Raw genomic sequence first — 13,461 nt, 5'->3', positions numbered from 1 at the left:
GAATGAAAAAATGATAGCACTTGGAAGTGACCACGGCGGATTTGACATCAAGCAGGTGGTAATCGAGCATCTTAAGGAGAGGGGCATAGAGTACAAGGATTTTGGTACCTATGATAAGAACTCCTGTGATTATCCGATTTTTGGAAAGGCAGCAGCAGAGGCTGTTGCAAGCGGCGAGTGTGAGAAGGGAATCGTTATCTGCACAACAGGTATCGGTATCTCAATTATCGCCAACAAGGTAAAGGGCATCAGATGCGCTCTTTGCTCAGAGCCTCATTCAGCAAGGCTCACACGTGAGCACAACGATGCGAATGTACTTGCCATGGGAGGAGCGCTTATCGGCCCCGATATGGCAATTGATATTGTGGATACATTCCTGGACACAGAGTTTTCAGGACTTGAGAAGCATGTGAGAAGGATTGGGGAGATCACGGACGCGGAGGCGTAAGAAAAAAGCCTTCCCCTTGGGGGAAGGTGTCAGCGAAGCTGACGGATGAGGGGAAAGGAGGAAGAGTATGAAACGAGAAGATTACATTTCCTGGGACGAGTATTTCATGGGTGTTGCAAAGCTTGCAGCTATGCGCTCCAAGGATCCCAACACGCAGGTGGGAACATGTATTGTCAGCGAGGATAATAAGATTTTATCCATGGGCTACAACGGTTTCCCGATTGGCTGTGATGATGATGATTTTCCGTGGGAAAGGGACGGCGAGGATGAGCTTGCCACAAAATATCCCTTCGTAACCCATAGTGAGCTCAATGCCATCTTAAATTACAGAGGCGGCAGCCTTGAAGGGGCTAAGCTTTATGTATCTCTTTTTCCCTGTAATGAATGCGCAAAGGCAATAATTCAGGCCGGCATAAGGACTGTTGTGTATGACAGCGATAAATACAGCACCTCAGCTGCAACAAGAGCATCCAAGAAGATGTTCGATGCGGCGGGAGTGAAGTATTATCCTTATAGCAGGTCAGGTAAGAACATACACATAGAAATATAATCAGAGGAAAACCAGTGAAAAGTTATTGGGGTAGAGTCATGCGGCTCGTCGCAGTAACAATGGCGATAGTTCTGTGCATAAATTGGGGGAGTGCGGGAACTACAGTTAAGGCGACCGAGGAGACTAAGAAAGCTTTGCGGGAAGCAAAGGACAAACTCAATGAGACCAAGGGACAGCTGAGTGAGACTCAGGATCAGCTCGATGACAAGAAGGAAGATATTTCCAATCTGCATCAGGAAAAGAGCGTTCTTGAGAATAAGCTCGACGACCTGAACAGTCAGCTTACGGAGGTTAGCAACAATCTTTCGGATCTTGAAAATCAGATCGATGCCAAGACCGATGAGATCAACACGACCCAGGCTGAGCTTGAGGCCGCAATCAGCACTAAGGATGCCCAGTACGCAGCGATGAAGAAGCGTGTGCAGTTTATCTATGAAAAGGAGAGCTTCATGCTCATGGATATGCTGACGGATGTGGGCAGCTTTGCGGATTTTCTTAATCATAGCAGTTATGTTGCGTCTCTTTCTTCCTACGATAGGAAGATGCTTGATCAGTACAAGCAGACCTGTGCGCAGATTGATGAGAAAGAGAAGACTCTTCAGTCAGAGAAGACTGAGCTCGATCAGTGTAAGGTTGAAGTTGAGGCTGAGCAGAGCCGCGTATCGGGGCTTGTCAGCAAGACCAGTGGCAGCATAAGTGAATACAAGAAGAATATCTCGACCGCAGAAGAAGAGGCCAAGAATATCGAGAGCAAGGCGAAGGAGTATGAAAATCAGGTAGCTGAGCAGAATGCCGATGTAAAGGCTCTTGAGGCGAAGCTCGCTGAGGAAATTCGTCTGTCAAAATTGGCTGCTAAGTCAAAGTGGAGAAATATTTCGGATGTTCAGTTTGCGGAAGGAGATAGATATCTTCTGGCAAATCTGATATATTGCGAGGCGGGTGGAGAACCCTACGAGGGAAAAGTCGCCGTTGGAGCGGTTGTTATCAACAGAGTGCTTAGCTCTGTTTATCCTGATACAGTTGTAGGTGTTATTTACCAGAATGCACAGTTTTCACCCGTGGGTAGCGGAAGACTCGCGCTTGCGCTTGCAAACGGAGATGCAAACGAGGCCTGCTATCAGGCAGCAGATGCCGCTATGAGCGGCGCAACAAACGTAGGAAACTGCGTTTATTTCAGAACTCCGATTCCGGGGCTTACCGGAATCAATATCGGCGGGCATGTGTTCTATTAACGTAACGCTTTAATTATCGGCGCCTCAAGCGTCGAGATACTATTTTCATAAATCGCATCCATCAGATTCCCCAGTGAATGAAGCGCGGTCTTGAGCTGTTTTTCATCAATAAGCTTCTGCTCGAAGGCCTCAGCCAGTTCATCCAGGTCGAGGATGCGGATTTTGCCGTCGGGGTAGATGACTACGTCGGCGAGAAGATCCAGGGTTACGATGGAATTTTCCTCGGGGCCCTGCTGATATTCGACTATATCGCAGTACCAGTACATGAGACTGGAGTCAGCACGATAAAACTTGCTGATCTTATAACCGCGTTTTAAATAATAACAGGAATAGCCGTGTGACAAATCGGACCGTGGGTGTATCGCTTCCCACGCTGTGACAATGGTGTTATCATCACATTGCAGGATACGGTCGTCCTTTAGCAGAATGCATTCATTCGGAATAATACGTTTACGATATAGAACAGGGTAACTCATGATTCCCCCTATCTGCGCACTTGCGCTTTTATCTGACGTTTTTAAGTTAGAAAAATATTACCGCGATGAGTGTAAGAAGTCAATGGAATTAAGGCATAAGGATTTATAATGAAAAAAACAATCATCAAGATTATATATACAATCGTTGTTTTTATTGTTTCACTTCTTCTTATTGGGCATTTCACCAATGTTGAGACAGTTGATATGACTGCCAGGATGGGTGCGCCCACTTTTCCCACAGTGACCTTTGAATCGGGCGGAAAACAGATAAATATGCTCCACGGCTATGCGCAGGAGATGGATGTTGCGCACATGCACGGGGAGATTATGCCTACCGATGCGCAGAGAACGATTTCTTTTCAGATGAACACCTATGGTGAGAGCATCTCTGATTTGAAATTTGAGGTCAGACAGGTCTCGGGTAACAGCCTGGTTGAGAACTCGGATATCACCGATTACTCGCAGGACGGGGATATTATCAAGGGAAAATTCCAGATGAAGGATCTTATTGATCCGGGAAAAGAGTACATACTTGTTATTCTGGCAAATGTAAACGGCAAAACTGCAAGATATTATGAGAGGGTTATCTGGACCGAAGAGGATAACGCTTATCATACCAGAGAAATCGTTGATTTTGCGCTGAATTTCTCGAATATGACTTTTAATAATGCGGAACACTCGGAGGAACTTGCTAAGTACCTGGAGTCCAATGCAGACGGAGACAATACTTCATTTAGTCATGTTACGATCAACAGCAGCTACGAGCAGGTGACCTGGGGCGGGCTCAACATCGCAGGGCGCACAGATCCCAAGGTTTTTGTAAGGGATGTGCATCCCCAGACTTCCATAATTGTGCTTGATTATCAGGTGACTCAGAAAATCGAGGACGGCACAGAGAAGCTCTATAACGTAGAAGAGGCTTACAGAATCAGATATACTTCCGATAGAATTTACCTCCTCAATTTTGACAGAACGATGAATTATGTGTTCAATGCGGACACTTCGGATATTACGGACAATGTTATCAGCTTGTGGATCACCGATCCGAACGTTACCGTGAAGGAGAGCGATGGCGGCGGTGTTTTCGCTTTTGTAAGTGAGGACAGGCTCTACGTTTACAACGGCACGGGTAACAAAATCGCTCTGGTTTTCGGTTTTTATAATGATGAATATACTGATGACCGCGCAACCTTTATGGGTAATACGATTCATATTCTGAGCGTGGATGAGGCCGGAAATGTTGAATTCGTGGTTTCTGGCTATATGAACCGCGGAGACCATGAGGGTTATGTGGGTAATGCCGTTTATAAGTATGATTCACAGCTAAATACTATAGAGGAGATGGCGTTTATCTCATCCAAACTTCATCAGGATATCATAAGGTCTTATTCTGAGAAGGTGCTCTATATAAGTACAAGCGGTGCGCTTTTCATAAAGCTCGATGGTGATGTGTATATGATCGACCTGGATTCCAGAAGCCAGAAGAAGCTCATCGAAAATCTGTCTGAGGACAGATACTGCATTTCTGAATCGGGAAGTATTATTGCATGGCATTCAGAAGATAAAAAGACGGTGCAGATCATGAATCTCAGCACCCAGGTTACTTCCGATATTGAAGCTGAGAGCGGTGATTTTGTGAAGGTTCTTGGTTTTATGGGTGAGGATCTCGTGTATGGTATGGCGCATGAATATGATGTGCACAGTGACCGCATGGGAAGTACGGTATATGGAATGCACAGCATTCATATCGTAGACAGCGATGGTAATATTCTGGAAAATTACAGCCCCGACCAGGGCGTTGTGACCGGTGTCCGTATTGAAGATAACGTTATTAGGCTTTCCCGTGCACAGTGGAATGAGGGCAGCCAGTTATATGATGAGCTCATAGACGACCAGATCATGAGTACTCTGAAAAAAGAGGTTGGAAGTAATTTCATATCTGTTGCTGCAACCGAGAATTACAAGAATATCACGCAGATAAACGTCAAGAGTAATGTTAAGAAGAAGTCACTTATTCTGCAGACTCCCAATATGACACTGTTTGAGGGAAGCCGAGATGTGCAGATAGACTCTGACAGAAGCATGGATGATAATCCCTACTATTTTGTCTACGGTCTGAATGGTTTAAAGAGTATCTATGACAACCCTGCCGAAGCAGTTAACGATGCCTATGACGCTGCTGGAGTTGTAGTAAACGACATCAACCAGTATGTCTGGGTTAGAGGTAACCTGCTGACTTCAAATCAGATTATGTATATAACCAATCTGGCTGAGACCAGAGAGAATATGACCGCCGAGAATTCAACAAGTGTCTGCCTTGATATGATCCTCCAGCACAGAGGAATCAATGTTAACGTTGATTCTATGCTGGAACAGGGCAAAACTGTTGTTGATATTTTGAGTGAAAGTCTCGTGAATGCCAAGGTTCTAGAACTCGATGGCTGCAAGATGGAAGCGATGCTCTATTATGTAAACCAGGACATCCCCGTCATGGCAACCTTAAACGACGGCAGCAGCCTACTTATCATCGGCTTCAATGAGATGAACACGGTTCTCATGGAACCCACCACCGGAAGAGTCTACAAGTTCGGAAGAGAAGACTCCAACAACTTGTTTGAGAACAACGGAAATCACTTCGTCACATACTTACCGGGGGTAGAGAATTAATAAAAGGCCTGCGAGCAACGCTCGCAGGCCTTCCTTTTTAATTATCAAGTTCGCCATTATTATATCTGGCAATGATGCTATTAATTCTCTCAACCGGATTAAGCAGGTCGCTGATGGATGCGTCGTGGTTGAGTGTGTCGATGAGGTAAGCAATGTACTTACTCATATCGCAGCTGATGTACCATTCTCTGGAGAGAAGCTCGGGAGTCTGGTAGATCAGGTTGGTGGTGAGGATTCTGTCGATGAGGCCTTCGTTGTAGGCTTCGTCGAATCTCTCAAGACCGCTGGTGAAGAGGCCGAAGGTTGAGAAAGCGTAGATGTGAGCTGCTTTTCTCTGCTTCAGAGCCTTGGCTACATCGATGAGACTCTCGCCGGAGGAGATCATGTCGTCAACAATGATGACATCCTTGCCCTCAACGGAGGTTCCGAGGAACTCATGTGATACGATGGGGTTACGTCCGTCTACAACCTGAGTGTAGTCGCGGCGTTTGTAGAACATTCCTACATCGAGACCCATGACACTTGCAAGATAGATTGCACGGCCCATTCCGCCCTCGTCGGGGGAGATGACCATCATGTGATCTGAATCAATCTTGAGATCCTTGATATTTCTCAAAAGTGCTTTTATAAACTGATAAGTGGTACGAACTGTCTCGAATCCGTTGAGCGGGATTGCGTTCTGTACTCTGGGATCGTGAGCGTCGAAGGTGATTATGTTATCAACACCCATGCTCACAAGCTCCTGAAGAGCGATTGCGCAGTCAAGAGATTCTCTTGAGGAGCGCTTATGCTGGCGGCTCTCGTAGAGGAAAGGCATGATAACTGTGATTCTTCTCGCCTTACCGCCTACGGCTGCGATAATTCTCTTGAGATCCTGATAGTGATCGTCAGGAGACATATGATTTTCTTTTCCAAAAAGTGAATAAGTTAATGAATGGTTACATACATCGACCATGATGTAGAGGTCATCACCTCTGACTGACTGCTTGATAACACCCTTGGCCTCGCCGCTTCCGAATCTCGGAACCTCGGCTTTAAGAAGATAGGACGGGCGCTCATAACCTGTAAATGCAAGGCTGCCCTTGTGCTCGTTCTCGCGCTCCTGGCGCCATTTCACAAGATAGTAATCAACCTTCTCCCCCAGTGTCTTGCACCCCTTGAGTGGGATAATTCCCAGAGAACCAACGGGGATTGTTTCAAGGTTACGTTTTTCTTCACGTCTTGGCATTGCCAAAATTCCTCACTTTCTGTTCTGGACCTTTTTCATGATGCGTATATCCCTGCCTGTAAGCTTGCACAGATGATACGTGCTCGCAATTCTCGAGGATACGCGCTCAGAATACATGGACTTGATATCGTCCAATGAAAAATTAGTAGTGATTATGGTAGATTTGTTCCTGATAAGTCTCTCATTAATACAGGTGAAAAGCTGCGGAATCGAGTTATTGGTAACATGCTCGGTTCCGAGATCATCGATAATGAGAAGCTCAGTGTTGTACAGGTCATCCAGGAGTGTGCGCAGCTCATCCGACTTTTTAAAATCGAAGGAGTTGGTCTGCAAAAGCGAGAACAGGGAAGCAGCGCTGAAATACAGCACGGAATGCCCCATATCCAGTATCTCCTTGGCTATACAAATTGAAAGGAACGATTTACCAGTACCAACTGTACCATAAAAGAGCAGATTTGGGTATAAAGTTTCAAAATTCTTAATAAATTCTTTGGAAGTTTTAACAGCTCCGCGGAAGTGATCCAGGTCTTCACCCGTATAATATTCCTCGGACATGAGGTCAAAATTGGCGTCCTCAGCGAGTCTGTTGATATTGGACTGGGCATAGAGACGCTCTATAACTCTCTGCTTAAAACAGGAGCATTTTTCACTGCCAACATAGCCGGTGTCCTTGCAAAGGGGACACTCATACTGCATCTCAAGGTAATCTACGGGCAGATTGGCTTCGCGAAGAAGGCTCTTTTTCTGCTCGGAGACTTCAACGAGCTGTCTGTGGAGCTCGGATCTGTCCAGCTTCTCGCCATTTAAAAGTCTGCGGCCGAAGGCGGCACTTCTCTTACCTGTTTCCTGCTCGAGTACAAGGTATCCGGGAACATGCTGCTCTACGTACTTGATGCGCTTGGTGAGCTCGCGGCGCTTAATGGTGCGAAGCGTCTCATAATCGTGCATTATTTCGTCGTACTGAGTATTTGTTAATGCCATAATTCTGCCCTACCTTCCTGACTAATTATCAAGTAACTGATTCTCAAGACTGGATAGATCATAATCATTTTGCTTGAATTGATGAAAACGGTTATTGGTTTTTACGGCTTCTGCCTTGCGGGAGCTCTCTTTGCGGGCTGTCTCTTTTCCGAAGGCTCCGTCGAGTGCCTTTACATCGGAGAGAGCCTTAACTCCTGCCTTGAACCAGCTCTTCAGGATGCCGTCACAGTACTGAACGCGCTTAACCTGTGTCTGAAGAACGGTGCGTCTGCAGGCCTCAGTGATGATGGTGAGGGAAAAGCCGTATTCATCCTGCCATCTGTCGAAGTACTGAAGCTCTGTTGGAGTCGGAGCGTTCTGCATTCCGAGCTCCTTCATTATCTGATACGCGGTTCTGGTGGCTGTGATCTCGAGAGCGGCCTGCTCGGGAGATGTGATTCCCTTTTCATGCCATGCCATAGCTACCTTGCGTACATAATCGAAATCAGTTTTCCCCTTGCCTACGCAGTGCTGAAGAAGGTAGTCAAGAAGATCCTCGGAGAATTCAAGCGTGTCCTGAATGTAGTAGATTGTCTTGATCTCGCTGCTGTTGAGTGTTCTTCCGAAATACTGTTCAGCCACGAAAAGCATCTGAGGATTGTCCTTGTGATGTGCTTTTTTCTCCGGTGTTTTTTTCACTACAGAGTATCTTGATGGTGCTTCGTGCTCAGGTGTGCGTACAGAATGCAGACCTGTGATCTTTGCAGCTTTTTTGGGAAAAATGTCCTGCATATGAATCCCAACGAGCATGCCTGAACCGTCGAGCTCGAGGGATATAAGCCCCAGTTCCTCCCAATACCTGAGGGCCCGCTGAACATCCTTCTCAGTGTAGTTAAATTTATCGGCAAGGTCACAAACACTTGTAGCCATGCCTGAGCACATCATACGAAGCAGATAAAGGTAGACCTTTATCTGAGCATCGTTAGCATCCGCAAGATATTCATCTATAAAAATGTTGGAAAGTGATGTCGTTGACATCATAGAATTTTGATTGATAGTTACTCGCCCCATCATGTGTTGCTTCACCCACTTTTTTCATATTTTTTCTCTAATTCGTTTTGAATTATACACCGAAGAGGGCCGACTGCAAATGGGAAAAGTGACGAAGAAATGTCAGGCGGGGACTGAGCTTAAACATTTTCGAAACCTTGTGGACAATGTGGATAACGTGGATTATTTTATAAATTTTTTATAAAAATCCGCTGAATCAAGAGGCGGTGGCCAGATGATGTCAGCGGATGTTATCCACATGGAATTTCGATTTAATTGCATAAGGTGTAAGTGGATAGAGTGGAAAATCAAAGCCCCAAAAGGTCATTGGCGATATCTACCACATTCCCTGCCCCCATGGTTATCAACATGTCATCCTTCGTGCAATTTTGCAGAAGAAATTTTTCTATCTCATCAAAGGACGGAAAATAGAAACATTCATGTCCGAGGGATTCGATTTTTTCCTTTAAGGTTCTGGAGCTGATTCCCAGATTGTCGGTCTCTCTGGCCGCATAGATGTCAGCGATTATGAGCTTGTCCGCAGGCAGAAGAGCATTTGCAAACTCGTCCATCAGTGCCTTTGTCCTTGTAAAGGTGTGAGGCTGGAAAACTACCCAGAGAGTTTTATGCGGATAATTTTTCGCAGCACTGAGTGTCGCAGCTATCTCTGTCGGATGATGCGCATAGTCGTCGATGATTGTGAGTCCGTCTACACATCCTTTGTATTCGAAGCGCCTTCCGGTTCCTGTAAAGGAGGAAAGTCCTACGGCGATTTCTGCCTCGGGAACATCAAATACGTCGGCTGCAGCAGCTGCAGCGAGGGCGTTGCCTACGTTGTGCTTTCCGGGTACCTTGAGGCTTACACCGAAGGATGATCCGTCTCTTCTATTAATAGTGAAAGAAGCGTTTCCGAAATCATCGTAGGTTATATCTGTAGGATAGTAGTCGAATTCATCGGTAAAACCGTAGGTCTTTATGCTACACTTTAAGCCGTCTGTAAGTCCTGACAGGTTCGGGATCTCTCCGTTTATGACAAGAGTTCCGTCCTCAGGAATGAGAGCCGCAAACTTGTGGAAAGAGTTCCTGATATCATCAAGATCTTTGAAGAAGTCGAGGTGATCCGCATCCACGTTCAGTATAATTCCGACTCCCGGGAAAAAGCTGAGGAAGCTGTTGGTGTATTCGCAGGCTTCGGTTACGAAGTATTTGGAAGCACCGATTCTGATGTTGCCGCCGATGTCCTTTAAATTTCCTCCGATTGAAATGGTGGGATCCATGTTGTTCTCAAGAAGGATCTTGGAGACCATTGCGGTTGTAGTGGTCTTACCATGTGTTCCCGCAACATTAATAGGAAGATAGTAATGCTTCATTATCTGGCCGAGAAGCTCAGCTCTTGTCAGCATCGGTATTCCGAGTTCCTTTGACTTTGCAAACTCGGGATTGTCGGGATGAATGGCAGCAGTGTAAACCACCAGCTCCGGCTTATCGCCTGCAGTGAGGTTATCTGCCTTCTGCCCGATGTAGACTTTAATTCCGGCCTTTTCAAGATTCTCTGTTACATCGGACTCTGCTCTGTCAGAGCCGCTGACCTTGAAGCCTCTGTCGGCAAGTACCATGGCGAGGCCGCTCATTGAGATGCCGCCGATGCCGATGAAATATACGTTTATTGGATTATCAAAGCTTATCTGATACATATGTGTCCTTTCGTGTCCCCTCATCCGGCGCTTCGCGCCGGATGAGGGGATTCCTCTTTTCTATAAAAATACATCTAATAGGAAGAAGTGTCAAAATCCTTCCCCCGAAATACCTCCCAAATCTTGAGAAAAACTCAGCATGATTTTTGTAAACTCGTTCCCTTTAAATAATTAGTGTGATATACTTTAAATGGTGGTTTATGTGGGGGCATAGAAAAGCCACGATCATAGACCGCGGGAACTATATTACTTCATAGGAAATTCTATATTTTTTATGACAACGAGGTCTTAACATGATAAAAAAAGAGATGATTGCCATGCTACTGGCAGGCGGACAGGGCAGCCGACTTGGTGTGCTTACATCCAAGATGGCGAAACCGGCAGTTTCATTTGGCGGTAAATACCGCATCATTGATTTTCCACTCAGTAATTGCATTAATTCAGGTGTAGATACAGTGGGCGTACTTACACAGTACAGACCGCTGCGTCTTAATTCGCATATCGGAATCGGTATTCCGTGGGATCTTGACCGTAATATCGGTGGCGTTACCATTCTGCCTCCGTACGAGAAGAGTGCGAACAGTGAGTGGTATACAGGTACTGCGAATGCTATTTTCCAGAACCTTGAGTATATGGAGAATTACCATCCGGATTATGTTCTCATCCTTTCTGGAGACCATATCTATAAGATGGATTACGAGACAATGCTCGATTTTCATAAGGCTAACGGCGCAGATGTTACTATCGCAGTTATGCCCGTGCCGATCGAGGAGGCCAGCAGATTCGGCATTATGATTACCGATGAGGACAGGAAAATTGTGGACTTTGAGGAGAAACCCGAGAAGCCCAGATCAAACCTTGCTTCCATGGGTATCTATATCTTCTCATGGGAATCGCTGAAGGAAGCGCTTATTACAAACCAGGATCAGCCCGGTCTCGATTTTGGTAAGCACATCATTCCTTATTGTAAGGAGAAGGGTCAGTCCCTTTACGCATATGAATTCGACGGCTACTGGAAGGATGTAGGAACTCTTACATCATACTGGGAGGCCAATATGGAGCTCATCGATATCGTTCCGGAGTTCAACCTCTACGAGGAGTATTGGAAGATCTACACGAGGAACGAGGTTCAGCCTCCGCAGTATCTTGGTCCCGAGAGTTCCACCTCAAGGAGTATCATCGGCGAGGGCTCGGAGATCTACGGCGAGGTACACAACTCCGTAATCGGATGCGGAGTTAAGATAGGAAGAGGCACGATCGTGAGCCATTCCATCATCATGAACGGAACCGTCATCGGTGAAAATTGTAATATTGAGAAGGCTGTAATTGCCGAGCATGTTGAGATTGGTAACAACGTAAGACTCGGTGAGGGCGACGAGGTTCCGAACGAGACTAAGCCCGGAATTTACAGAGACGGAATCGTAACAATCGGAGAGAAGTCAGTTGTTCCGAGCGGTGTATCCGTAGGAAAGAACACGATGATCTCCGGAGTAACTACCGAAAAGGACTATCCCGACGGAAGTCTGGATAGCGGAAGAACATTGGATAAGGCAGGTGATAGGTAGTGAGAGCGATTGGAATTATTCTTGCCGGTGGTGGAAGTAACCGCATGCATGAGCTTTCTAAGAACAGAGCAGTTTGTGCTATGCCAGTGGCCGGATTTTACAGAAGCATAGATTTTGCACTTAGCAATATGACGAACTCCCACATTCAGACGGTGGCGGTTTTCACGCAGTACAATGCAGGAAGCCTTAACACCCACCTGTCATCATCGAAGTGGTGGGACTTCGGACGTAAGCAGGGAGGTCTTTACGTATTCACTCCCGCAGCCAAGGCAAACGGAAATCTCTGGTACAGAGGAACGGCGGATGCCATTGCGCAGAACCTCAGCTTTTTAAAGAGCTGTCATGAACCCTATGTGGTTATCACCTCCGGTGACTGCGTGTACAAGATGGATTACAACAAGCTCCTTGAGTACCACATCGATAAGCAGGCTGACATCACTGTTGTATGCAAGGATGTGCCGGCAGACATCGATACCGAGAGATTCGGAACCATCCGTATGAATGAGGAGAGCCGTATCGAGGAGTTCGAGGAGAAGCCGGTAGTGGCCAGATCCAACACGATTTCCTGCGGTATATATGTCATCAGAAGACGTCAGCTCATAGAGCTCATAGAAAAAGCGCAGACCGAGGAGAGATTCGATTTCGTTAGGGATATCCTGGTTCGTTACAAGGATATGAAGAGAATCTACGGTTACAAGCTTAAGTCCTATTGGAACAACATCGCTTCCGTTGAGGATTACTTCAGAACCAACATGGATTTCCTGAAGCCTGAAGTTAGAAATTATTTCTTCAACGAGTACCCGGGTGTTTACACCAAGGTTGTGGACCTTCCTCCCGCAAAGTACAATGTGGGCGTCAAGGTTGCCAACAGTCTTATCTCCAGCGGTTGTATCATAAACGGAATGGTTGAGGATTCGGTTATTTTCAAGGGTGCATTCATCGGAAATAACTGCTATATCAAGAATTCGATTATTCTGAACGATGTTTACATCGGAGATAACACGCACATTGAGAATTGTATCGTCGAGAGCCATGGTACTATCCAGGCGAACTCCTATTACAAGGGAGAGAACGGTATAAAAATAGTGGTAGAAAACAATGAGAGGTATGTAATCTAAGTATTCATTTTTTACATTTCTAAAAGGGGGACAAAGCAGGATGAATATTACAGATGTTCGTGTCAGAAAAGTTGCAAAGCAGGGTAAAATGCGTGCCATCGTTTCAATCACCATTGACAATGAGTTCGTTGTTCATGACATCAAGGTGATCGAGGGCGACAAGGGTTTGTTTATCGCAATGCCCAGCAAAAAGTCAGTCGATGGAGAGTATCGTGACATCGCTCATCCGATTAATTCAGATACGAGAAGGCTGCTTCAGGATACCATTCTGAAGGCTTACGATGAGGCTTCAGACGAAGTGATCGATTCAAGACCGATTGAGAACGAAGCCGCACCTACAGGAGTGGGAAGTCTTTTCTAAGCGGGTTTTTATACTACAAAAAGAATAATTGTGCTAATATATGGGGAGCGACGAATTCGTTGCTCCTTATTTAATTATAAAAGGTGGCGCTCAGCGCCGAATGAGGATTTTT

Annotated in this window: 12 protein-coding genes; 7 read left to right on the top strand and 5 right to left on the bottom strand. The window is 45.9% G+C overall.

Annotated elements, in window-relative coordinates; all coding sequences use genetic code 11:
- Positions 1 to 10 precede the first annotated feature (10 nt).
- From rpiB to BLR42_RS08600, 3 genes are all read left to right on the top strand, one after another.
- On the top strand, positions 11 to 448 hold the full coding sequence (rpiB, locus tag BLR42_RS08610) for a ribose 5-phosphate isomerase B (protein ID WP_022760399.1): 438 nt from the start codon (positions 11 to 13) through the stop codon (positions 446 to 448).
- 67 nt (positions 449 to 515) lie between these two features.
- Complete coding sequence (locus tag BLR42_RS08605; RefSeq protein ID WP_022760398.1) at positions 516 to 998, top strand: deoxycytidylate deaminase; 483 nt, start codon at positions 516 to 518, stop codon at positions 996 to 998.
- Positions 999 to 1,012: 14 nt separating this feature from the next.
- Positions 1,013 to 2,230, top strand: coding sequence for a cell wall hydrolase (locus BLR42_RS08600; RefSeq protein ID WP_026498358.1), 1,218 nt, complete (start codon positions 1,013 to 1,015; stop codon positions 2,228 to 2,230).
- On the opposite strand, the gene BLR42_RS08595 is transcribed toward BLR42_RS08600, so the two are convergent.
- Positions 2,227 to 2,706 (bottom strand): ribonuclease FAU-1 family protein, encoded by a 480-nt coding sequence (locus BLR42_RS08595; protein WP_026498357.1) that lies wholly within the window; start codon positions 2,704 to 2,706, stop codon positions 2,227 to 2,229. The genes BLR42_RS08600 and BLR42_RS08595 overlap by 4 nt on opposite strands.
- A 108-nt stretch (positions 2,707 to 2,814) precedes the next feature.
- Here BLR42_RS08595 and BLR42_RS08590 point away from each other — a divergent pair, with 108 nt between their 5' ends.
- Positions 2,815 to 5,373, top strand: coding sequence for a hypothetical protein (locus BLR42_RS08590; RefSeq protein WP_091868280.1), 2,559 nt, complete (start codon positions 2,815 to 2,817; stop codon positions 5,371 to 5,373).
- 37 nt (positions 5,374 to 5,410) lie between these two features.
- Here the strand turns inward: BLR42_RS08590 and BLR42_RS08585 are convergent, their stop codons facing one another.
- The 4 genes from BLR42_RS08585 to murC form a co-directional block, all read right to left on the bottom strand.
- The gene (locus tag BLR42_RS08585; RefSeq protein ID WP_022760394.1) at positions 5,411 to 6,601 is read right to left on the bottom strand and encodes a ribose-phosphate pyrophosphokinase; all 1,191 of its coding nucleotides are present in this window, start codon (positions 6,599 to 6,601) and stop codon (positions 5,411 to 5,413) included.
- A 12-nt stretch (positions 6,602 to 6,613) separates the two neighbouring features.
- Positions 6,614 to 7,582, bottom strand: a complete 969-nt coding sequence (locus BLR42_RS08580) for an ATP-binding protein (protein WP_091868278.1) — start codon at positions 7,580 to 7,582, stop codon at positions 6,614 to 6,616.
- A gap of 21 nt (positions 7,583 to 7,603) precedes the next feature.
- Positions 7,604 to 8,635 (bottom strand): DnaD domain protein, encoded by a 1,032-nt coding sequence (locus BLR42_RS08575; RefSeq protein ID WP_091868277.1) that lies wholly within the window; start codon positions 8,633 to 8,635, stop codon positions 7,604 to 7,606.
- A gap of 284 nt (positions 8,636 to 8,919) precedes the next feature.
- Entirely contained in the window at positions 8,920 to 10,305 is a 1,386-nt protein-coding gene (murC, locus tag BLR42_RS08570; RefSeq protein WP_091868276.1) for a UDP-N-acetylmuramate--L-alanine ligase, read from the bottom strand.
- Positions 10,306 to 10,598: 293 nt separating this feature from the next.
- On the opposite strand from murC, the gene BLR42_RS08565 reads away from it, so the two are divergent.
- Genes BLR42_RS08565 through spoVG form a run of 3 tightly spaced genes read left to right on the top strand, consistent with a single transcriptional unit; the run spans position 10,599 to position 13,349 of the window.
- Positions 10,599 to 11,870 carry a glucose-1-phosphate adenylyltransferase gene (locus BLR42_RS08565; RefSeq protein WP_091868274.1) on the top strand — a complete coding sequence of 424 codons (1,272 nt, stop codon included), beginning with the start codon at positions 10,599 to 10,601 and terminating at the stop codon, positions 11,868 to 11,870.
- Complete coding sequence (gene glgD / locus BLR42_RS08560) at positions 11,870 to 12,988, top strand: glucose-1-phosphate adenylyltransferase subunit GlgD (RefSeq protein WP_091868271.1); 1,119 nt, start codon at positions 11,870 to 11,872, stop codon at positions 12,986 to 12,988. Before BLR42_RS08565 ends, glgD begins: the two co-directional genes overlap by 1 nt.
- Positions 12,989 to 13,028: 40 nt before the next feature.
- Positions 13,029 to 13,349 (top strand): septation regulator SpoVG, encoded by a 321-nt coding sequence (spoVG, locus tag BLR42_RS08555; protein WP_091868268.1) that lies wholly within the window; start codon positions 13,029 to 13,031, stop codon positions 13,347 to 13,349.
- Positions 13,350 to 13,461 lie beyond the last annotated feature (112 nt).

The organism is Butyrivibrio sp. INlla16 (genome assembly GCF_900104155.1).
Classification (GTDB): Bacteria; Bacillota; Clostridia; order Lachnospirales; family Lachnospiraceae; genus Butyrivibrio.
This window is presented reverse-complemented; position numbering and strand designations above follow the sequence as displayed.

Bases quoted from the DNA above. Each gene is read 5' to 3' on its own strand.
- murC (WP_091868276.1), bottom strand. From the start codon at position 10,305: ATGTATCAGATAAGCTTTGATAATCCAATAAACGTATATTTCATCGGC.
- BLR42_RS08565 (WP_091868274.1), top strand. From the start codon at position 10,599: ATGATAAAAAAAGAGATGATTGCCATGCTACTGGCAGGCGGACAGGGC.
- BLR42_RS08605 (WP_022760398.1), top strand. From the start codon at position 516: ATGAAACGAGAAGATTACATTTCCTGGGACGAGTATTTCATGGGTGTT.
- BLR42_RS08575 (WP_091868277.1), bottom strand. From the start codon at position 8,635: ATGATGGGGCGAGTAACTATCAATCAAAATTCTATGATGTCAACGACA.
- BLR42_RS08580 (WP_091868278.1), bottom strand. From the start codon at position 7,582: ATGGCATTAACAAATACTCAGTACGACGAAATAATGCACGATTATGAG.
- BLR42_RS08585 (WP_022760394.1), bottom strand. From the start codon at position 6,601: ATGCCAAGACGTGAAGAAAAACGTAACCTTGAAACAATCCCCGTTGGT.
- spoVG (WP_091868268.1), top strand. From the start codon at position 13,029: ATGAATATTACAGATGTTCGTGTCAGAAAAGTTGCAAAGCAGGGTAAA.
- BLR42_RS08595 (WP_026498357.1), bottom strand. From the start codon at position 2,706: ATGAGTTACCCTGTTCTATATCGTAAACGTATTATTCCGAATGAATGC.
- BLR42_RS08590 (WP_091868280.1), top strand. From the start codon at position 2,815: ATGAAAAAAACAATCATCAAGATTATATATACAATCGTTGTTTTTATT.
- rpiB (WP_022760399.1), top strand. From the start codon at position 11: ATGATAGCACTTGGAAGTGACCACGGCGGATTTGACATCAAGCAGGTG.